The following is a 19965-nucleotide window of genomic DNA, read 5'->3' as shown; positions in this document are numbered from 1 at the left end:
GAGCCGGCCGGCGCGGGGCTGAGCCGGAAACGGGGGGGAGCCTCGGATAGAGTTTCCCTTCCCCGGGAGGATCGCGTGCGCCGACTCAACGTGATGGTAGTGCTGGGATGCATTGGCTTGCTGCTCTCCAGTGGCCGCTCTGAATCGAGGGAGGTGGGGGATTCGTCGCAGCTGCAGTGGTCCACGTCCTCGATCGACTTCGGCGCCTCGCGTGTGTTCCAGCCCAGTGACGTCCGGCTGGTGAAGATCACCAACACGGGCTCGGCCCAACTGGCCATCTTCCAGTTCACCTTCTCCCAGGGGGCGTTCACGCTCGTCGCCCCTCCGCCTCCCTCGCCAGCCGAGCCGCTGCGGCTTGCCCCAGGTGATCAGGTGTTCTTGTCTCTCCAGTTCACCCCGACCGCAGTGGGCACGGCGTTGGGCAACCTCTCGGTTATCTCCAATGCCTCGGAGGAGCCTGTCCCGCTGGGACTGAAAGGCGCGGGGCTCGACGGACGGATGATCGCGACTCCCTCCACTGTCAGCTTCGGCGAGGTGGAGGTGGGAGGCATGGGGAAGCAGCAGACCGTTCTTGTCGAGAACGTCGGTACGTACCCGTTGGAGATCGGCCAGGTGGTGTCTCCTGCCGATGCGGCCTTCACCCTCTCGGGGCTGCCGAGCAGGCTGAAGTTGCAGCCGGGGGGGAGCTGGCCAGTGACGGTCACCTTCGCGCCCGTGAGGCGCGGTTCGGTTGCCAGTACCTTGCTCCTCGCGACTGATTCGCTCACAAGCCCGCTGCTCACACTGTCGCTGTCAGGGACGGGAGTGGCCGCGGAGGTGGCATTGCTGGACCCGGTCCTCGAGTTCGGTAGCGCCAGCGTGGGAGGCAGCGTCACCCAGGATCTCGCCATCAAGAACGTGGGAGACACGGATCTGGTGGTCTTCGATCTCTCTTTCGAGGATGAGAAGGGAGGTCCGGTGGGCGTCGCCCTGGACTTCTCCCGCGATGCGGTGTTTCCGGTGGTGCTGCTACGGAAGGAAAGTCTCCGCATTCCGGTGAAGTTCAGCCCTCAGGCAGAGGGCTCGCGAACGGCGCAAGCCCTCGTCGCTACGAACGCCGGCGTTGTGGAGGGAGTGCTGCATGGCGTGGGCACCTCCCCTCGCGTGGAGGTGTCCACGAGCCAACTGGCATTCGGCAACGTGCAGGTGAGCAGCTTCTCCACGCCCCAGGTCATCACGCTCACGAATACGGGGACGGCCCCGCTCCTCGTGCGCGCCCTGGCGATGGGGGGTGAGGATGCGGCCGCCTTCACCCTGACGGCTCCGTCACTGCCGGTGACGCTGCCGCCTGGATCAGCCATGGATGTGGCGCTGGCGTTCCGCCCGGAGGCGGAGCGGCCGTTCTCGGCCCTGCTGCGGGTGGACTCGAACGCTCTGTCCACGCCGAATGTGCTGGTTCCCCTCACCGGTGCGGGCGTTGCTCGACTGCTCTATCTGTCGGAGTCGGCTCTGGACTTTGGGAAGCAGCCCCGCGGTACCAGCTCGAGCCCGCGCAAGGTGCGCATCATCAACGGGGGCAGCGGCCCGGCCGCGCTGTCCGTGCTGAATCTGGGTGGCCCGGGGGCCTCGCAATTCTCGCTGGTGGCTCCGCCCCTGCCGCTCGTCCTGGCTGAAGGCCAGGAGCAGGAGATCGAGGTGGTCTTCTCGCCGCAGGCCCAGACGGAGGAGGTCGCCTTGCTCAACGCCGTCTTCCTGAACCCGGCTCAGATACTGGTGGTGATGGAGTTGCGTGGCCAGGGAATCGAGGCCGCGCTCTCCCTGCACCCCTCCGCGCTGGACTTTGGCCAGTTCGAGGTCGGAGACCCTACCGCGTCCAAGGAGATCACCGTGATGAACGCGTCCTCCCAGGAGCAGCGGGTCTCAGCGCGGCTGAAGGACGAGGTCGTGTCCTTCTCGCTGGATAGCTCGGCACTGGACCTCCCCATTCCAGCCGGAGGCAGTGCCATCGTCAGGGTCTCCTTCAGCTCTCAGGAGGAGGCCGAGTCCCTGAACGAGGTGCAGGTGTATCTGCAGGGCATCCCCGAGCCTGTGGGGACACTTCCCGTGAAGGGGATCGGCACGAAGCGTTCGGTGTACGGGTGCTCCAGCGGAGGCTCCAGCGCGGGTGGGGCGGGAACGCTGGCCCTGCTCGTACTGGCCATCGTGCTGGGCTCGCAACGGAGCCGGCCGGCGCGGGGCTGAGAGCCGGAAAAGAAAAAGGGCCCCGGCTCAAAAAGCCGGGGCCCTCAATCAGTGCCCAGGAGAGGACTCGAACCTCCATGCCCTTGCAGGCGCTAGACCCTGAATCTAGTGTGTCTACCAATTCCACCACCTGGGCAGGTGGGGTGCCGCTGTGGGGGCGGACATATAGGGAACCGCCGCGCCTCCGTCAAGCGGAACCGTCTACGAGAACATCACTTCTTCAGCGGCCATTTCCCGGAGGCCTCCAACTGGTGCCTCAGGGCCGGGTTCTCGTCCATGAAGGCGCTGAGGGACTCCTCGGTGATCTCCACCTGGAGGTCCTCTGAGCCCACCTCGGACTGGCAGCTGAGCCGGGAGTAGGGCCGCACGTCGAAGCCCATGTCCAGGCGGTCCATCTCTGCGTCCGACTGCTCGGACAGCGAGTCCAGCCCCTTGCGGATCCACACATGGCATGTGGAGCACCCGCACACCCCGCCACAGCTATGTCCCACGTGGGCCCCGCCCTGCTCGGCGGCCTCCAGCAGCGTGGTGCCCGGTTTCACCTCGACGGTGACGTCGTCCAGCGGGCTCTTGAAGTGAACCTTGGGCACCTCAGTACTCCTCCACCGAATGCCCGGCGACCACCTGGCGGATGGCCTGGTTCATCACCCGCTCGACGAAGGGGCGGGACACCTCGTCCAGGGCGTGGATGGCCTCCTTGAGGGCGTGCGAGTCCTCGCCCTGGGCCAGCTCGCGCACCCGGCCCATGGCCGCCTCGATGGCCGTCCGCTCCTCCGGCTGGAGGAGGGCAGGGTGCTCGCCCAACTGCTTGCCGGCATCCGTCAGCACGCGCTCGGCCTCCACCCGCTGCTCGCGCAACTGGCGCAGCTGGATGTCCTCCTCCGCGTGGTCGATGGAGTCCAGCAGCATCCGTTCAATCTCGTCGTCCGTGAGGCCGTGGCTGGGCTTCACGGTGATGGACTGGGTGACACCGGTGCTCTGCTCCTTGGCGGTGACGGAGAGGATGCCGTCCGCGTCCACCTGGAAGCGGACCTCCACGCGGGCCATGCCGGCCGACATGGGCGGGATCTCCGAGAGCCGGAACCGCGCCAGGCTCCGGCAGTCCTCCACCGCCTCGCGCTCGCCCTGGAGCACGTGGACATCCAGCCCCGTCTGCCCGTCCTTGAAGGTGGTGAAGACCTGGGCCGCCGCCGTGGGGATGGTGGAGTTGCGCGGGATGAGCTTCTCGACGATGCCGCCCATCGTCTCCAGCCCCAGCGACAGGGGGATGACGTCCAGCAGCAGCACCTCGTCATCGCGGTTCACGGTGGTGAGCAGGTTCGCCAGCACCGCCGCTCCCAGCGCCACCACCTGATCCGGATCAATGTCTCCCAGGGGCTCGCGGCCGAACAGCTCCGCCACGTAGCGGCGCACCGCCGGCACACGCGTGGCCCCGCCCACCAGGATGACGCCGTCCAACTCCGCCGCCGTCACTCCAGCGTCCTTGAGCGCCCGCCGGCAGACGATGCCCGTCTTCTGGACGAGTGGCTGGATCCAGGCCTCGAAGTCCTCGCGCTTGATGACCTGCCGATGGCCGGCAGCCACGAACTCCACCTCGGGCGCGTCGGTGAGGGACTCCTTGGCGCGGCGAGCAGCGGCGAGCACCTCGGCCACCAGGGACGGGGAGGGCTCGCTCTGGCCCATGGCCTGGAGCACCCGTTGGGCGATGGCACGATCGAAGTCATCGCCGCCCAGCGCCGAGTCTCCGCCCGTGGCCTTCACCTCGAAGATGCCCTCCACCAGCTTGAGGATGGAGATGTCGAACGTGCCGCCGCCGAGATCGTACACAGCGAAGGTGCCCTGGCTGCCCTTGTCCAGGCCGTAGGCGAGCGCGGCGGCGGTGGGCTCGTTCAGCAGCCGCAGCACCTCCAACCCCGCCAGCCGGCCCGCGTCCTTGGTGGCCTGGCGCTGGGCATCATCGAAGTAGGCGGGCACGGTGATGACGGCCTGCTCCACCTTGCCGGCGAAGTGGGACTCGGCGCGGCGCTTGAGCGTGCGGAGGATCTCCCCGGACACCTCGATGGGCGTCACCGGCTGGCCGCCCGCCACCTCGAAGCGCACCACGGGGCTCTTGCCCTCGGAGAACTTGTAGTGGCCCAGCTTGCGCGTCTCCGGATCGTCCGGGCTGCGGCCCATGAAGCGCTTCACGGAGATGATGGTGTCCGTGGGGTACTCCGCGGCCATCCTCCGGGCCCGCGAGCCCACCACCACGCCCCCGTCCTTCGCGTAGTGCACCACCGACGGCAGCAGCCGCGTGTGGCCCTCGTCCGCTGGCAGGCACTCGGGCTTGCCCTGGATGACCGAGGCCACCAGCGAGTTCGTGGTCCCCAGGTCGATGCCCACCGCGTACCCCTTGGGCTTCAGGGGATCGTGGATCTGCAGAAAGCCGTTGTTGCTCACACCACTGCCTCCTCCTCGAACTCCTCTACCTGTTCGAGGAAGCGCGTGAAGTACCTCACCCGTCCCAGGGCATGCGACGCCTTTTTCACCAGCGAGGGATCATCCTCGCCGTGGTGTAGGGCGCGCAGGGCGTTGGCGGCCTCGGTCAGGGCCTCGCGCTGCCGGGCAGTGACGTCCACCGCCATGGCCTGGGCCCGCGTCAGATCCTTGGAGTGCATGGCCCCCTCCAGCTCCTCACGCAGCTCCAGCACCTCCTCCAGGAACTCGGCGGGCATGCCCTTCTGGGTCCCCGCGTCCTCGCGGTCCAGATCCACCCCCTGCAGCTTGAGCAGGTAGAAGGCCCGGCGCGAGGGATCCTTCAGCGTCTTGTAGGCCTCGTTGAGCGCCGTGGTCTGCTCCAGGGACAGGCGCCGCTCACGGGCGTCGGCCTGGGCGAAGCGATCCGGGTGAAGCTGGAGTGACAGCTCGCGGAAGCGTTTCTCCAGCGTGGGCACATCCACGTCATAGCTGGCAGGCAGCTCGAAGACCTCGAAGAGCGTGGCGCCCGCCGGCCTGGCGGCGATCTTCCCACAGCGTGGGCAGAAGGGCCGCCCGCTCGTCTCCCCCTCACAGTTCCAACACTTCACGGTTCACTCCTCGCGGCCAAAAAAGAAAAGGGCCCGGTCTCGTACCGAGCCCCCTGAAATGTCGTGAGACCTGTGGCCAGACACGGGTGGGGCGCCGGAGAGCCATTCCTCCTCCCCCCCTGCCTCCAGCAGCGGGAGAGGCGCCTGCTCGCTCGTGTGGGGCGCAGGTGTCCGGGCTAGACGGTGAAGCTCTCGCCGCAGCCGCAGGCGGTCTTCACGTTCGGGTTCTGCAGCTTGAAGCCGGAGCCCATCAGGGACTCCTCGAAGGTCAGCTCCGTGCCCATGAGGTACAGGTAGCTCTTCGGATCCACGAAGACGCGGACGCCGTCGCGCTCGAAGATCTTGTCGCGCTCGCGAGGCTTCTCGGCCCACTCCATGGCGTACTGCAGCCCCGAGCAGCCACCGCCCTTCACGGCCAGGCGCAGCCCGGCCTCGGGCGTCTGCCGCTGCTCCAGGAGGACGCGCAGGCGCTGCACCGCGCTGTCGCTCAGGACGATGCCCTTGCCGGCGGGCTTTCCAGCAGGCACGGGGGCAGACGCCGCCTGAAGTTGCTGGGTCTGTGGGGTCGTCTGCTCGCTCATGTCCGCACCTCTTCCCGATTCGTTCTCGAGGCCTCGACTCAGGACGCGGTCTGCTTGCCCTGCCGCGCCTCGCGCTTCTTCTTGAAGTCCTCGATGGCGGCCTTGATGGCGTCCTCGGCCAGCACCGAGCAGTGGATCTTCACCGGAGGCAGCGCCAGCTCGCGCGCCACGTCCTTGTTCGAGATGGTCATCGCCTGATCAACGGACTTGCCCTTGACCCACTCGGTCACCAGCGAGCTGGAGGCGATCGCCGAGCCGCACCCGAAGGTCTTGAACTTGGCGTCCTCGATGATGCCCTCGTCGGTGATCTTCAGCTGGAGGCGCATCACGTCGCCGCAGGCGGGGGCGCCCACCAGGCCGGTGCCGACGTTGGGATCGTTCTTGTCCAAAGTCCCGACGTTGCGGGGGTTCTCGTAGTGCTCGATGACCTTGTCGCTGTAAGCCATGGGTACTCCTTCAGGAATCTTTCAACGGACCCGGGGTGCCGGCAACGGCCCTCGGATCAATGTGCCGTCCACTCGATGCTCTTGAGATCGATGCCTTCCTTGGCCATCTCGTAGAGCGGGCTCATGTCGCGCAGCTTGCGCACCTTGTCCACCACGAGGCGGACCACGAAGTCCACCTCCTCCTCGGTGTTGAACCGTCCGATGCCGAAGCGGATGGAACTGTGCGCGAGGTCCTCCTCCACGCCGCACGCCCGCAGGACGTACGAGGGCTCGAGCGAGGCCGAGGTGCACGCGGAGCCGGAAGACACCGCCACGTCCTTGATGGACATCATCAGCGCCTCGCCCTCCACGTAGGAGAACGAGAGGTTGAGGTTGCCCGGCAGCCTGTGCTCCAGGGAGCCGTTCACGACGACCATGTCCAGCTGGCTCAGGATGCCGGTGCGCAGCTTCTCGCGCAGCCGGAAGATGCGAGCGGACTCCTCGGCCATCTCCTCGCGAGCGATCTCCGCCGCCTTGCCGAAGCCCACGATGGCCGAGACGTTCAGCGTGCCGGAGCGCATGCCACGTTCGTGGCCGCCGCCGTCGATGATGGGGGCGATGCGCACGCGCGGCTTGCGGCGCACATAGAGGGCGCCCACGCCCTTGGGGCCGTACATCTTGTGGGCGGAGATGGAGACCAGGTCCACCTTCATCTCGTCCACGTTGAAGGGCAGCTTGCCGATGCCCTGCACTGCGTCGCAGTGGAAGAGCACGCCCTTCGCGCGGCACAGCTTGCCGATCTCCGCGATGGGCTGCACGGTGCCGATCTCATTGTTGGCGAACATGATCGACACCAGCACCGTCTTGTCGGTGATGGCGGCGGCGAGCTTCTCCAGGCTCACCGAGCCGTCCTTCTCCACGTCCAGGTAGGTGACGCGGGCGCCACCGGTGGGGCGCGCGGCCCACTTCTGGTACTGCGCGTCCTCCTCGATGCGGTACTTCGCGGCGAACTCGGCCAGGTTGTCCGGGGTGACGTCCGTCTCGGCCAGCTGCGACAGCCGCAGCAGCTTCAGCTCGTCCAGGCGCTCCTGGCGGATGCGCTCCAGGCGCTTGCAGGTATCGAGGATGGCCTTGTGCTCCGTCTTCAGGGTGATGATGTGGTCACCCTTCTCCTTATAGAACTCGAGCGCGCCCTTGATGGCCAGGTTGTCGGACTCGGTGGCGCCGGAGGTGAAGACGATCTCCTTGTCCGAGGCCCCGATGAGCTCCGCCACCTGCTTGCGGGCCTTGTCCACCGCGGCCTCCGCCTTCCACCCGAAGGCATGGTTGCGCGAGGCGGCATTCCCGAAGTCCTCGCGCAGGTACGGCATCATCGCCTCCAGCACCCGCGGATCCAGCGGGGTGGTGGCGTGGTTGTCCATGTAGATCGGCAGCTTCATCTCGGAGAACCTTCCCACTGGCCTACATTGACCCACCAATGTGGACCAGGATGGTCTAATATTAAAGCGAGGACCTCGTGGTCAAGGAAACATAAGAGCGTCGCGGGGCCCATCCCGGAAGGGCGGGGAGACCTGGTGGGGCGGAGGCGCTCCACGCCCCGTCTGCCGGAGGGCCGGGGTGGAGGCATGCTCGGCAGCCAGCGGAGTGAGGGCTCGCGGACACCTGGATGGTTGCAAGAGGAAACCACCGCACAGGTGGCCCCACGGCCCCCCTTTACGGATGTGCCGTGTCGCTCTTGAATCTCCGTTCAGGTTGAGATTTCAGGGCTGGGGCTGCTCGGCCAGAGGCGAACGCATGCGGCAGGAGGGTGTGGCACAGGGCAGGTTGTTCGCCTCTGTGCTCGACGCCCGTCTGTCCCAGGTCGAGCGCCGTGCGCGGCTCTTGAGGGTGGGGCCGTTCATCCTCGTCCTGCATGTGCTCGCCATCGTCGTGCTCGAGCGGGATCCGAGGAGCGCCATCCACCTTCCCGTTCGTGCGGGAGAGGACGATGCGCCCATCCTCAGGCTTCTGCCTGCTCCCCCCTCGCTTCCCAGCACGGTGGCTCCTCCTTCCGCGCCTGTGAGGGTTGTCTCCCGTCGGGTGGTCACCCGCGATGTGCCTCCCCGCCCGATGTCCGTGCCGCTGCCGCCGAGAGCACCCGAGGCTCCAGAGCCACTCCCACCTCCCGATAGCAGCCCCCCGGCCAGCGAGGTGCCTGCTTCCGCTCTCGGCTCTGCCGCGGCCGACGAGGCCTCCCCGGGCGATGCACTGGACGAGGCGCCGGGAAGCACCGTGGCCGGAGTGGCGGGGGGACTGGTGGGGGCCGTGCTCGCCAGTGGCGCGGTGGCACCTCCACCGACCCTCACCCCCGAGGAGCGCGACGAGCTGGTCGAGCGGTACATGGAGAAGCTCATTCGAGACCGGTTCATGTTCGTGCGCTATCCGCACCTGGCGGCGGCCGCGGGCATCACGGGGCAGGTGACACTGAATGTGTCCATCAGCTCCCAGGGCAGGCTGTTGAAATTGGAACTGGTGGGCCGCTGTCCCCACCCGGTGCTCTGCGACGCCGCCCAGGAGACCGTCCGCAATGCCCAGCCGTTTCCGCCTCCTCCGCCGGAGCTGGGCAACCCCTTCCTCCTAGAGTTGCCGTTCCGCTACCACCTCTGAGGAGCACCTCGCTCCTCCGCGCTTCCCGACACATTTGTTAACGCAGGGAAACCCCGCATTGTGTTGACACCGGGTTGCAAAAGAGTTCCATTAACAAATCGGTTACCGCTAAAGACCAGGCGATTCCCGAAATGCCCGCAAGCATTGTCGCCCAGGGGCATGTAGTCCCTGCTGGTCCTAATCCCCCCATTGGGAGAATCCCGATGACTCGGACTCGTCCGACCCAAGCCAAAGTGACACCCGTATTGCCAAGACGTCCCCACTCGTTCCGCCGAGCCGCCAAGGGCCTCGTGCTGTCGGTCCTTGCGGCCTGCAGCCAGACCTCTGGTGACACCGGAATGGATCCTGGAGAGGTCGCGGCGCTCAACTCGAGCATCCTCACGCGTCCAGCCCACCAGCTGATCGTCCTCAACGAGTATCCCATCGACACGGACAACGCGGAGGCGACCTACAACCGGCTGCCGAGCCATCTGCGGTCCTCCAACATGCAGCGCACGCTGACGGCCAGCGCGGCGCCTCGCAGCGGGCAGTACCTGGTGCAGTTCACGGATTCCGTGCGCGATGAGTGGCTCGAGGAGCTGCGCGCCACCGGCGTCCAGATCGTCAGCTACATCCCCTACAACACCTACGTGGTTCGGGCGGATGCGACCACGGCCAAGGCCCTGGTGGACCTCAAGGCGAAGCGGAGCTTCGTCCGGTTCCTGGGTGACTACGAGCCGGGCTTCCGCCTGTCTCCGGAGCTCCGCGCCGATCGCCGCGCGCTGGCCGGGACGCAGCTCAACGTGGTGGTGCAGGTGATCGACGGGCAGGACGCGTCGGCCACCGTCACGACGCTGAAGGGGATGGCCTCCAGCGTCGTCGGGAGCCGCTCGGTGCTGGGCTTCCAGAACGTCGAGCTGATCGTCGATGCGGCGCGACTGGATGAGATCGCGCAGCTCGAGGGCGTCTTCGCCGTCGAGCAGCAGACGAAGCGGCGCAAGCTGGACGAGGTGCAGGGTCAGATCGTCGCCGGCAACATCTCGGCCGGCAGCCCCACCGGGCCCAACTACCTGTCCTGGTTGACCAGCAAGGGCTTCACGAGCTCGCAGTTCAGCTCGTTCGCCGTCGAGGTCGCGGACGACGCGTACTCGCTGTCCGGACACCCGGACCTGCCGTCCACGCGCATCGCGTTCCAGAACAACCCCACCGCGCAGACGGGCGTGATGGGAGGCCACGGCTTCCTGAACTCGCACATCATCGGTGGCTACAACGTCAGCACCGGTAGCACCTACGAGGACGCCAACGGCTACAACTATGGCCTCGGCATCGCTCCGTACGCGCGGCTGGGCATCACCGCCATCTTCGGCGATGGCACCGCCACGGCGACCGCCTGGGAGAGCACGGCCTACGGGCAGGGCGCTCGTATCTCGAGCAACTCCTGGGGCTACACGGGCAGCGCCGCCAAGAAGTACGACACGAACGCTCAGGAGTTCGACAAGATCGTTCGTGACTCGCAGACGACCACGGGCGCTCAGCAGATGGTGGTGGTCTTCGCCGCGGGCAACGACGGCTCCTCGGCCAACACGGTGAGCAGCCCCGCCACGGCCAAGAACGTCATCACGGTGGGTGCCAGCGAGAACGTGCGCCAGACGGGCACGGACGGCTGCGCCATCGACAACACGGGCGCCAACAGCGCGGAGGACATCATCTCGTTCTCCAGCCGCGGTCCTGTGAACTCGTCGGGCGGCGACGGCCGCTTCAAGCCGGACATCGTGGCTCCCGGCACGCACATCGAGGCCGGTATCCCGCAGTCCAACTACGACGGCAGCAGCGTGTGCGACAAGTACTGGCCTTCCGGGAGCACGCTGTACGGGTGGTCGAGCGGTACGTCCCACTCCTGCCCCGCGGTGGCGGGTGGTTCGGCCCTCGTCTACCAGGACTTCCTGAACAAGGCGCTGACCGCTCCGAGCCCGGCGATGGTCAAGGCGTACCTGATGAACTCCGCCACCTACATGACGGGCACGGGCGCCAACGACACGCTGCCCTCGAACAACCAGGGCATGGGCCGCATGAACCTGGGCCGCGCGTTCGACGGGGCTGGCCGCATCCTGGTCGACCAGACCAAGGTGTTCGCTGGCACGGGTGAGACGTACCAGGTGACGGGCACGGTGTCCTCCAGCAGCAACCCGTTCCGGGTGACGCTGGCGTGGACGGACGCGCCGGGCCCCACCACGGGCGCTCCCTGGGTGAACAACCTGGACCTCGAGGTGACCGTCAACGGCACCACCTACAAGGGCAACGTCTTCTCGGGTGCGAACTCGACGAGCGGCGGCTCCGCGGACACGAAGAACAACGTGGAGTCGGTGTTCCTGCCTGCGGGCGTGTCGGGCAGCTTCACGGTCACCGTGAAGGCGACCAACATCGCCGGCGACGGCGTGACGGGCAACACGGACACCACGGATCAGGACTTCGCCCTGGTCATCTACAACGGCAGCGAGCAGGCGCCGACCCAGCCGTCCATCGCCACCAACCCGGCCAGCCTGGGCTTCGCCAGCGTCGTGGGCGGTGCCAACCCGGCCAGCCAGACGCTCAGCATCACCAACTCCGGCGTGGGCACGCTCACCTGGAGCGCCGCCTCGAGCGCGGCGTGGCTGACGGTGAGCCCGTCCTCCGGGACTGCTCCTTCCACGATCACGGCGGCGGTGGATGCTACCGGGCTCGCGGCGGGTACGTACAGCGCGGCCATCACGCTGACGGCCTCGGGTGCCACCAACTCGCCGTACGCGGTGCCCGTCACCCTGACGGTCAGCCCGCAGGGCCAGGCGTCGTATGACGCGACCCTGCAGGTTCCGCTGTGCGCCACCGTCGGCAACACCTGCAACGCCTCCAGCGATCTGCTGACGGGCCGCGCGGGCCTTGGGCCCGAGCCGCACCAGCCCAACACCCTCCAGGGCAGCTGCGCGGACGGCGCCTCCGGCACGTATCACTCGGATGAGTCGGTGGACGCCGTGAAGGTCACCACCACGGATGGCTCCAGCTTCGCTCCGGGCAAGACCGTGCGCATCGACGCCACCGTCTACGCCTACTCGACGTCCGCGGACCACCTGGACCTGTACTACGCGGCCGATGCCAGCAGCCCGAGCTGGGTGTTCATCGCGACGGTGAACCCCACGGCCACCGGCAGCCAGACCCTGTCCACCACCTACACGCTGCCCAATGGCGGCAGCGTGCAGGCCGTCCGCGCCGCCTTCCGCTACAACGGCGCGGTGGGCTCGTGCAGCACCGGCAGCTACGACGACCGCGATGACGTGGCCTTCGCGGTGGGCGCTGGCAGCACGGACACCACGCCTCCCACGACGTCCATCACCTCGCCGACGGCGGGCGCCTCGCTGAGCGGCACCGCCACCCTCAGCGCCAGCGCCTCCGACAACGTGGGCGTGACGAAGGTGGAGTTCTACGCGGGCAGCACGCTGATCGGCACCGCCACCACGTCGCCCTACAGCGTGACCTGGACCACCACGGCGGTGGCCAATGGCAGCTACTCGCTGACCACGAAGGCCTACGACGCGGCCGGCAACACGGGCACCTCGAGCGCGGTGGCCGTCACGGTGAACAACGCCGCTACCTGCGCCACCACGACGCAGCTGCTGGCCAACGCGGGCTTCGAGAGCGGCAGCACGAGCTGGACGGCCACCTCGGGCGTGATCAACAACCTCACGAGCGACAGCGCCGCGCGCACCGGCAGCTACAAGGCGACGCTGGGCAACAACGGCAGCACGTCCACCGAGACCGCCTACCAGGCCATCACCATCCCGGCGACGGCCTGCAGCGCTTCGTTCAGCTTCTGGCTGAAGATCACCACCTCGGAGACCACGACGAGCTCGCAGTACGACAAGCTCACGGTGTCGGTGCGCAACAGCTCGGGCACCGTGCTGACGACGCTGGCCACCTACAGCAACCTGGACAAGGGCACGGCGTACGTTCAGAAGACGTTCGATCTGTCCGCGTACAAGGGCCAGACGGTCCAGCTGTTCTTCAGCGCCACCGAGGACGTGACGCTGAAGACGGGCTTCTTCGTCGATGACACGGCGCTGAACGTCGTCCAGTAGTTCATCGCTCATGTTGTGAATCAGCCGGCGTGGGGACGGAGTCACTCCGTTCTCACGCCGGTTTTCTTTTCTGGGGATAAGCAGAGTCAGGGAGCCGATGAATCCAGAGATGGAGGGAACACCGAACGCATCCACCAGCGTGGCGCCCTCGGCCACCCAGAGCTTCGCTCCATGGACGGATACGGTAGCGCGCTTCACGGGCGAGGGGCCGCTGTACTTCAAGGCGGTGGATGGAGTGGCCGTCACCCCCCGCCACTGGTTGCCTCCAAGGCTGCGTGCTGGCGGCGAAGTCGGGGGGGCAGCGATCTCTCGGAAGCGCTAAAAGCTCACGTGCTTCTCAGCGAGCCATCCCATCCTACGACAGAGCAGGACCTCAAGCAGCCTCACATGGTTCACGTCGATTGAGTGGCAACCCGCACGCGAAGACAGGCTCCACACAAAAAGAAGTAGAAAGCCATCTCTCCTACGAAGAGCACCTGACCACCTTTCAGGAATCGCGAGGGAGTGTCAGGAAGCTCGTAGCCGAGACTGGCAACGTACTTCATTGCCCGACCGCATGAGCAATGAAACTCCAGGGGTACCGTAAGCCAGAGCGGTGCACCGAGCACACGCAAGATCCCCTCGCCACCGAGGAAGCTGTCGCACGCTGCCCAGTAGTTCGCCTCGGTGTCCGGAATCTCCTGGGGTTGCATGGGACGCAAGTCCACTCGCACTTCAGGCAACGGCGCGGGCAAGCGGAGTTCCTGTGGCAACTGCCGCCCCTCCTTGCACTGCCCCACCAACCAGTGGATCCGCCAAGTCCGCTCTTCGAAGCGATATTCCTGAACTTCAGAGTCCGTTTCGCAGTTGAGATAAGTGACAAGGGGCAAACACGTCACGCTGGAGCCAGACACCGGTTCGGGCAATCTCCCCACATCCAGAGACAACAAGAGCGTGGGCAACACCAAGTCATTTGCAGACTCGATGTGCCATGAAGCACCACCAAAAAGGTGGGGGGAGTGAGCATGCCCTGGCGTGGCAATCCACCCTGGCTGGCTCAATTGAGGACCCCATTTGGATTTCTGGCTCATGGTTGTGCTGGTTACGGGCACGGCTTCTTGAACTCAGGGAGAGTTTTCGCGTACTTGATGGCTTCTAGCATGCCTTTATTGTACTTATTACCGAAGTTCTTTCGAATATCTTTGACATCCATGGCCAATCGCGACCGCGCACTCTTCCCTGCATCCGCCTTCATGGACTCCGCCCCCTTCCAGCGCATGGTTCGGGTCTTCTCGTGATCAATCTGCTCCATGCCAAGAGCTGGCCCATCTCCTCGTGAGACACCCTGTTGCCTCATGAACGCATTCTGAGGCATGTGGTGAGCCACTTCTCCCGGTTGCTTGAGGGCATCGAGATCCTTGAATGCCCCTCCCCGGTTGATGATCCCCTGCAGCCCCCAAGGATCCAGCCAACTGAGCGGATCCGAAACGTACGAATAGAACCCAAGTCCGCCCGCCAACCGGATGGGATCCTGACTGATATAGCGACCTGTCGTGGGATCATAGTACCGGTGGAGATTATAGTAGAGGCCAGTCTCCTCATCTTCATATTGCCCTGGCCAGCGCCACGGACAAGGAGTGCGGTCTCCTCGTGTCGTTGCGACCCCATGAATATCCAACTGCATCCGCCAGGCCAATCGTCCTAGCTCATCATATGCCTCAGTTGGAACGCCGAGATGATCAGAAACCACGGCATAGCGGCCACGAGAGTCCTCCTTGCCCAAGGCCACGAAGTTTTCAGGCTCGAAGAACCAATGAGTGGTACCCGCGGCATTGGATATCTCATGCAAGGGCACCTGCCCATCCCATACGAACCGAGTGTGGTGCTCGACATGCTCCGCCCCTTGCGAGTCCAAACGCACCACCGACTTGGAGACCCGTCGGCAGAAGGCGTCGTAAGCAAAGCGCACGCGAGCACCATCTGGCCGTTGCACTTCCTGCAAGAGTCCAGCCCCATTCCAGGCATATCTCCAGATGAGGTCTCCCGGTTCGCGCTTCTCTATCAGATAGCCGTCCGCATCGTGTCGGAACTGGGTGCCGTCCGACTCGAGGAGTACTCCACCGCGCCCGTAGCGCCTGTCGCTGAGGTCACTCTTCTGGAAGAGGTTGCCCACGATGTCCGTGGCGCGGCGCTGGAGAGCACCCTCCGGCCTTTTCGCTCCGACAAGCCGCCCCCTGCCATCATGCAAGAATTCAACGGGTCCCCACACCCCATCCACGATGGACGCTATCTGATCCTCGCCCCTCCAACGGACGATGCGCTTGGTGATCTCCTCGCCCCGGAGAAAAATACGCCGCTCCAATGAGCGTCCTGCTTCATCGTAACTCCAGCGCGCAGCCACTCCTCCTGGCATCTGCCGGGATACCTCCCGCCCCTCGCCATCACGCTTGAAGAGAACACTCCAAGGAGCGCTCCTCTCCTTGGAAGTGCATTCGAAGCGAATGACCTCACCCAGATCGTCGCGTATGACTTTCTGGCGAAGGCCCAAGGAGCTCGACAATTCCACCCGCTGACCTGCAAGAGAGTATGTCGAGGCAACCTGGGCCTCTCCCTGCCGCTCGGCTACGATCCGGCCGAGGGCGTCTCTCTCCAGCAATACCGTACCCGTCTCGTTCTCGGCCTCGACCAGCACTCCATCTGCCCGATAGACATAGCGGCTGAATCCACCATCCGAGTGCTTCACGCCGATGAGACGTCCGGCGGCATCGTATGAGAACTCATCGATTCGCTCGCTGGCGTGAATTCTTCTGACCAAACGACCCGCTAGATCGTATTGATATTTCTTCAGGGCACCGTCGAATCCCTGCTCGCGAACAACCCTCCCTACTGCATCCCTGTCCAGTCGAAGTGTCTCTCCCCCTTCGTTGGTGATCTCCAGAAGTTGGTCTTCAGAGTCATGGTGAAACAGGGCCCGCGCACCATCCTCCTCCCAGCCAGCCATTTTGTGGAAGCCAGAATGGGTAAATAGCACGCATCTCAGAGGGCCTTGGATCTGCTTGAGGTTGCCTACGGCATCATAGTGCCTATGCCAGATCTCACCTGTTGGCTCCTCAAGTCGTATCTGGCGCCCCAACGTGTCGTATACCAGGCGCCATGAGGCGCCGGCAGCGTCCTTCTCCTCCACGAGATGACCCATCCGATCATAGCGTAGGCGGACATGGACTCCATTTGAGTATCGAATGGAAGACAGGTTCTTGTCCCCATCATATCCCAGTTCGGTGCGTTGCCCCAGCGGGTCCACGAGAGCTTTCAGAAGGCCCTGGGCATACTCATATTTGCGACGCTCCTCGAGAGGATTGAGCTCTTCCACCAGCAGGCCCGCGCTGTCATAGCGCCACCACCACTTTCCACCCAGTGCATCCGTTGCCTGCTCAGGTAGATTGAAAGCATTGTAGGACACTGTCACGGCGGCTCCGTCCGGCGCTATGACTCTCGTGCAGTTCCCTCGCGCGTCGTACTCGTAACGAGTCACGTGACCCAGCGGATCGCTCTCGGCAATCGGATTCATGAACTCATCGAATTCATGGATACGTTCCCCGCCCAGGGCGTCTACCTGTTTCACCACTGCGCCCCATTCGTTGGAGAAGTAGTGAGTTGTATGCCCTAGCGAATTGGTGACAGCTGTCTTCCGCGCGTTTTTGTCGTATGTGATCTTGCGAGTGTAGAGGTTGCGATCACCCCAGGTATGCGTACACCAAGCCTCCGCTCCTTCGCCATCGTACTCGAAGTGAAAGCTGAGGCCGACGCGATCTGTTTCTCGCGTAAGCAAGTGCCCCCTGTACTCGTAGCGAGTCATGTGGCCCAGCGCATCCTCCACCGCTATCAGGTCTCCGTTCTCGGAGTACTTGTAGCGCGCGTATGTGATCCATCCGTCTTCACGCGCATGCGGCAGGGCGACGCGAGCCAACCGCCCTCGCTCATCATGCTCGAAAAGGATGCGGCGACCGGCACTGTCTCTCACCCACCGCAGCCGCGCATGACTGTCATAGTCATAGAAAATGCGATGACCAGCCCGATCGGCGGTTCGTATCACGCGGCAAGCCGACGAACGGCCAGCCGCTCCCACCACGCCCAACTCGTGCAAGAGCCCCTCTGCGGACTCCACCTCCCAGCGCTGCGCGCTCAGGTGCCGGACCGTGAGCCGCTCCACGGGATCCCACACTTCCTGTCCGGGCGCCAAGGTCTGGTCTGGTAGGTGCTCGACGTCGAAGACGAGGTGTCTTCCATCCTCCGCACGGAAGACGACCTGACCCGGTTGCTCCCACAGAGCGAGATCCAGCGAATGGCTCCAGCCATGCCCCAACACGGAATCCCGGTCGCAGCGGTGGGAGCTGTAGTCACGCTCGAAGCGTAGCGGCAATACCCCGGGCAGTTCCCAGTCCACCGCCTCCGTGAACACCCGGCCCGTGGCCACATCGACAGGGTGGCCGGTAGGGGTGCACTTCGCCTTCTTGATGAGGTTGCGGGCCTTCTCGGCAAGCGCACGGGCCTTACCCAGCGCATTGCGCAGCAACGGCTTGAACTTCTGCGCCAGCTTCATGCCAGCGCCCGCGAGGCGTGCTCCCAATGCCTTCACCAGAGACTTGACTCCTGGAATCCGCCCCAATCCCAGCAGCGCCAGATCCAGCCCAGCGGCCACCAACGCCCCTTTCAACGCGCACTCGAGACAGAAGCCGTCCCCATTCCGGGCTTGCTCCGTGAGTTGACCCACAAAGGCTCCCACTCCCGAGGCCACTACTCCTGCGGCAAGGATGACACCCGCGGTAGCGCCCGCCACGACTGCCACCATGGCGCCCGCACCGGCGATTGCCCCCTCCGCCGCACCAGCAAGGGGATCTCCCCCTGTCACTGCTGCTGTAATGGCCCCAACTACTCCGCCCACCAGCCCGGCAATCCCTACCGCAAGCAGAGGAGCCAATCCGCCAGAAGGGTCCGCGCGGTTCCAGGGATCATTGCGTGCATAGCTGTACGAGGTAGCCTCGGATTCGTACCAACGCGGATCTCGCGAGAGGTAGCTCTTGAGCCAGGGGCAGTAGTAGCGAGCCAGGCTGTAGTGCAACCCCGTCTCTTCGTCCTCGAATTGTCCCGCCAGCCGCCAGGGCTGGCGCACCTTCTCCACCTCTATATGCGCATGGCCGAACGCGTCGTACCGCGCCCGCCACACCACCTGACCAGCTTCGTCGAAAGCTCGCGTGACAGCCCCGCGTGTATCCGTCTGCAACCAGTACGTGCACCCCTGCTCACGAAAGGCCAGTGGCACCATCGTACCGGGAAAGAAGAGATATTCGCGGCGAACTGGCTCTGCCCCCGGCTCTTGCTCGAACTCCTCCCACAACAATTGGTGCTCGGCCCAACCGTAGCGCCAAGTCGTGCGTCCGTCCGTCTTGAGGACTCGGCGGCCGAGTGCATCATATTCGTAGCGGACCGTGCGCCCGCCCACCTGAGTCTCGCGCAGAAGCCCCTCTCCGCCCCAATCACAGAGCAATTCTCCCCGAGGGCTCGGCAACCTGACGGCATTCCCGTTCCCATCATACCCAAGCGGCTCGGCCCCCCAGGTGCGTGGCTCGTCCAGTAGTCCCACTCGGATGGAGATGCCATCCTCGCGGATGAGGTTGCCTTCGGCATCGTATTCCCAGGCATGCAAGGCTTGGTCGGTTCCCTTGTTCCACTCCGCTTGCAGGTGGCCCTCATAATCATATCGAAAGCCCGACGAGCGTCGCTGGTCCGCAGCCTCCCCCCACACATCCTCGAGCACAACCAGGCGCTCGCAAGTGTCATACTCATAGCGTTGCTCACTTACCAACCGCAGCGACGGATCCCTCACGCATGCATGCGACTGACGGCCCGCTATCGCATGCTTCTGGGTCTCCACCAAGCCGTTGCCATAGCGCAATTCCGCCACGTGCCCGCCGGGCCCGTACACCACCCGAGTCTCTCTCCCCTCCCAGTCCTTCAAGCTGCATACCCGACCGTCCTCGTCATAGGCATACGTGAGAATGGCGCCATGGGGCATCTCACGGCGCACGAGACGCCCTTGTGCGTCATACTCGGAACGGACTCGTCCCCAAGGCGTCTCCTCGGCCACGGAGTTCCCCGCATCATCCAAGGTGAACTGCACGCGTCCCCAGGCGTTGCTCGCAACCTTGACGCGGTCTGCCTCCAGTTCCAGCTGGGTTAGCGTACCGTCCGTCCAGGTGAGCACGTGCCGGATTCCTCCCGCGTCGCGCGTATGGACGACCGGCTTGCCATCTCTCAGCACCGTCGTGGTGGTATGGGAACGCGCGTCGTGCGTGAAGGATTGCCGCGAGCCATCGGCGAAAGTGACGGCTGCCAGCCGCCCGTGTTCATCCGCCTCGTACCGGGTCTGACGACCCAGCGAATCTACCCGCGACAACAACCTCCCCGAGGCGTCTCGCTCATACCGAGTGACAGCTCCCAGGCGATTTTCTACCCGAGCCACCAATCCCAACGAGTGGTAGTCCATGCGGGTCCGACTGCCGTCCGGGTATACCACGGCAAGCAACCGGTTTTCCTTATCATACTCGAAGCGATGCTCCACTCCCGCCGGCTGCCTCAAGGATAGTAGGTTTCCCCGAAGGTCGTGCTGCAAGTCGAGGCGCTGCCCCCAGGGGAAGATGAGAGCTGCCAGCCTCCCTCCGGAATCATGCTCGAAGCAGAAGGTATCCCCCGAGGGACTGACCAGCCGAGTCGGCAATCCGTCCGAACGAAAAGCCAGACGGGTCCGCGCTCCGCCCGCCTCGGACACCACCACATCACCAGAAGCTGCATCACGCTCGACAGACCGCCCTTGCCGACGCAACTCTTCGATGATGCGCTCCGGAAAAAGGGCTCGCGTCCCTTGACGCAGAGCCTCCATCTGCTTGGGTTCCAACTGAAGCAT

General features: G+C 65.0%; 12 protein-coding genes and 1 tRNA gene. 4 read left to right on the top strand and 9 right to left on the bottom strand.

What is annotated here, in order from left to right; translation table 11 throughout:
* Nucleotides 1-75 precede the first annotated feature (75 nt).
* Complete coding sequence (locus tag KY501_RS23205) at nt 76-2220, top strand: choice-of-anchor D domain-containing protein (protein WP_224365436.1); 2145 nt, start codon at nt 76-78, stop codon at nt 2218-2220.
* A 52-nt stretch (nt 2221-2272) separates the two neighbouring features.
* Here KY501_RS23205 and KY501_RS23200 read toward each other — a convergent pair.
* The 7 genes from KY501_RS23200 to KY501_RS23170 form a co-directional block, all read right to left on the bottom strand.
* Nucleotides 2273-2356 (bottom strand) — tRNA-Leu (locus KY501_RS23200).
* Nucleotides 2357-2432: 76 nt separating this feature from the next.
* Nucleotides 2433-2810, bottom strand: coding sequence for a 2Fe-2S iron-sulfur cluster-binding protein (locus KY501_RS23195; protein WP_224365435.1), 378 nt, complete (start codon nt 2808-2810; stop codon nt 2433-2435).
* A gap of 1 nt (nt 2811) precedes the next feature.
* A complete protein-coding gene (hscA, locus tag KY501_RS23190; RefSeq protein ID WP_224365434.1) occupies nt 2812-4659 on the bottom strand; it encodes a Fe-S protein assembly chaperone HscA in 1848 nt (615 codons plus the stop codon).
* Nucleotides 4656-5285: a Fe-S protein assembly co-chaperone HscB gene (gene hscB, locus KY501_RS23185; protein ID WP_373691635.1), complete on the bottom strand. Its 630-nt coding sequence runs from the start codon at nt 5283-5285 to the stop codon at nt 4656-4658. Before hscB ends, hscA begins: the two co-directional genes overlap by 4 nt.
* Nucleotides 5286-5461: 176 nt before the next feature.
* Nucleotides 5462-5866: a HesB/IscA family protein gene (locus tag KY501_RS23180; RefSeq protein WP_224365433.1), complete on the bottom strand. Its 405-nt coding sequence runs from the start codon at nt 5864-5866 to the stop codon at nt 5462-5464.
* 38 nt (nt 5867-5904) lie between these two features.
* Nucleotides 5905-6312 carry a Fe-S cluster assembly scaffold IscU gene (gene iscU / locus KY501_RS23175; RefSeq protein WP_224365432.1) on the bottom strand — a complete coding sequence of 136 codons (408 nt, stop codon included), beginning with the start codon at nt 6310-6312 and terminating at the stop codon, nt 5905-5907.
* 56 nt (nt 6313-6368) lie between these two features.
* Nucleotides 6369-7730: an IscS subfamily cysteine desulfurase gene (locus tag KY501_RS23170; protein ID WP_224365431.1), complete on the bottom strand. Its 1362-nt coding sequence runs from the start codon at nt 7728-7730 to the stop codon at nt 6369-6371.
* Between the two features lie 355 nt (nt 7731-8085).
* On the opposite strand from KY501_RS23170, the gene KY501_RS23165 reads away from it, so the two are divergent.
* From KY501_RS23165 to KY501_RS23155, 3 genes are all read left to right on the top strand, one after another.
* A complete protein-coding gene (locus KY501_RS23165; RefSeq protein ID WP_224365430.1) occupies nt 8086-8937 on the top strand; it encodes a TonB family protein in 852 nt (283 codons plus the stop codon).
* Between the two features lie 338 nt (nt 8938-9275).
* On the top strand, nt 9276-13025 hold the full coding sequence (locus tag KY501_RS23160; protein ID WP_224365429.1) for a S8 family serine peptidase: 3750 nt from the start codon (nt 9276-9278) through the stop codon (nt 13023-13025).
* Between the two features lie 97 nt (nt 13026-13122).
* Entirely contained in the window at nt 13123-13347 is a 225-nt protein-coding gene (locus KY501_RS23155) for a hypothetical protein (RefSeq protein WP_224365428.1), read from the top strand.
* Between the two features lie 70 nt (nt 13348-13417).
* Here KY501_RS23155 and KY501_RS23150 read toward each other — a convergent pair whose 3' ends face one another.
* Nucleotides 13418-14095 carry a hypothetical protein gene (locus KY501_RS23150; protein ID WP_224365427.1) on the bottom strand — a complete coding sequence of 226 codons (678 nt, stop codon included), beginning with the start codon at nt 14093-14095 and terminating at the stop codon, nt 13418-13420.
* Between the two features lie 11 nt (nt 14096-14106).
* On the bottom strand, nt 14107-19965 hold the full coding sequence (locus KY501_RS53665; RefSeq protein WP_304608632.1) for an RHS repeat-associated core domain-containing protein: 5859 nt from the start codon (nt 19963-19965) through the stop codon (nt 14107-14109).

The organism is Hyalangium versicolor (assembly GCF_020103695.1).
Taxonomy (GTDB): Bacteria; Myxococcota; Myxococcia; order Myxococcales; family Myxococcaceae; genus Hyalangium; species Hyalangium versicolor.
The sequence above is the reverse complement of the archived record's forward strand: the minus strand, read 5'-3'. Positions and strand labels throughout refer to the sequence as shown.

What these genes read in the sequence shown, in the direction of transcription:
- KY501_RS23180 (WP_224365433.1), bottom strand. Translation starts at nt 5,866, where the DNA reads ATGAGCGAGCAGACGACCCCACAGACCCAGCAACTTCAGGCGGCGTCT.
- iscU (WP_224365432.1), bottom strand. Translation starts at nt 6,312, where the DNA reads ATGGCTTACAGCGACAAGGTCATCGAGCACTACGAGAACCCCCGCAAC.
- KY501_RS23170 (WP_224365431.1), bottom strand. Translation starts at nt 7,730, where the DNA reads ATGAAGCTGCCGATCTACATGGACAACCACGCCACCACCCCGCTGGAT.
- KY501_RS23165 (WP_224365430.1), top strand. Translation starts at nt 8,086, where the DNA reads ATGCGGCAGGAGGGTGTGGCACAGGGCAGGTTGTTCGCCTCTGTGCTC.
- KY501_RS23160 (WP_224365429.1), top strand. Translation starts at nt 9,276, where the DNA reads ATGGATCCTGGAGAGGTCGCGGCGCTCAACTCGAGCATCCTCACGCGT.
- KY501_RS23155 (WP_224365428.1), top strand. Translation starts at nt 13,123, where the DNA reads ATGAATCCAGAGATGGAGGGAACACCGAACGCATCCACCAGCGTGGCG.
- KY501_RS23150 (WP_224365427.1), bottom strand. Translation starts at nt 14,095, where the DNA reads ATGAGCCAGAAATCCAAATGGGGTCCTCAATTGAGCCAGCCAGGGTGG.
- KY501_RS53665 (WP_304608632.1), bottom strand. Translation starts at nt 19,965, where the DNA reads ATGCTTCAGTTGGAACCCAAGCAGATGGAGGCTCTGCGTCAAGGGACG.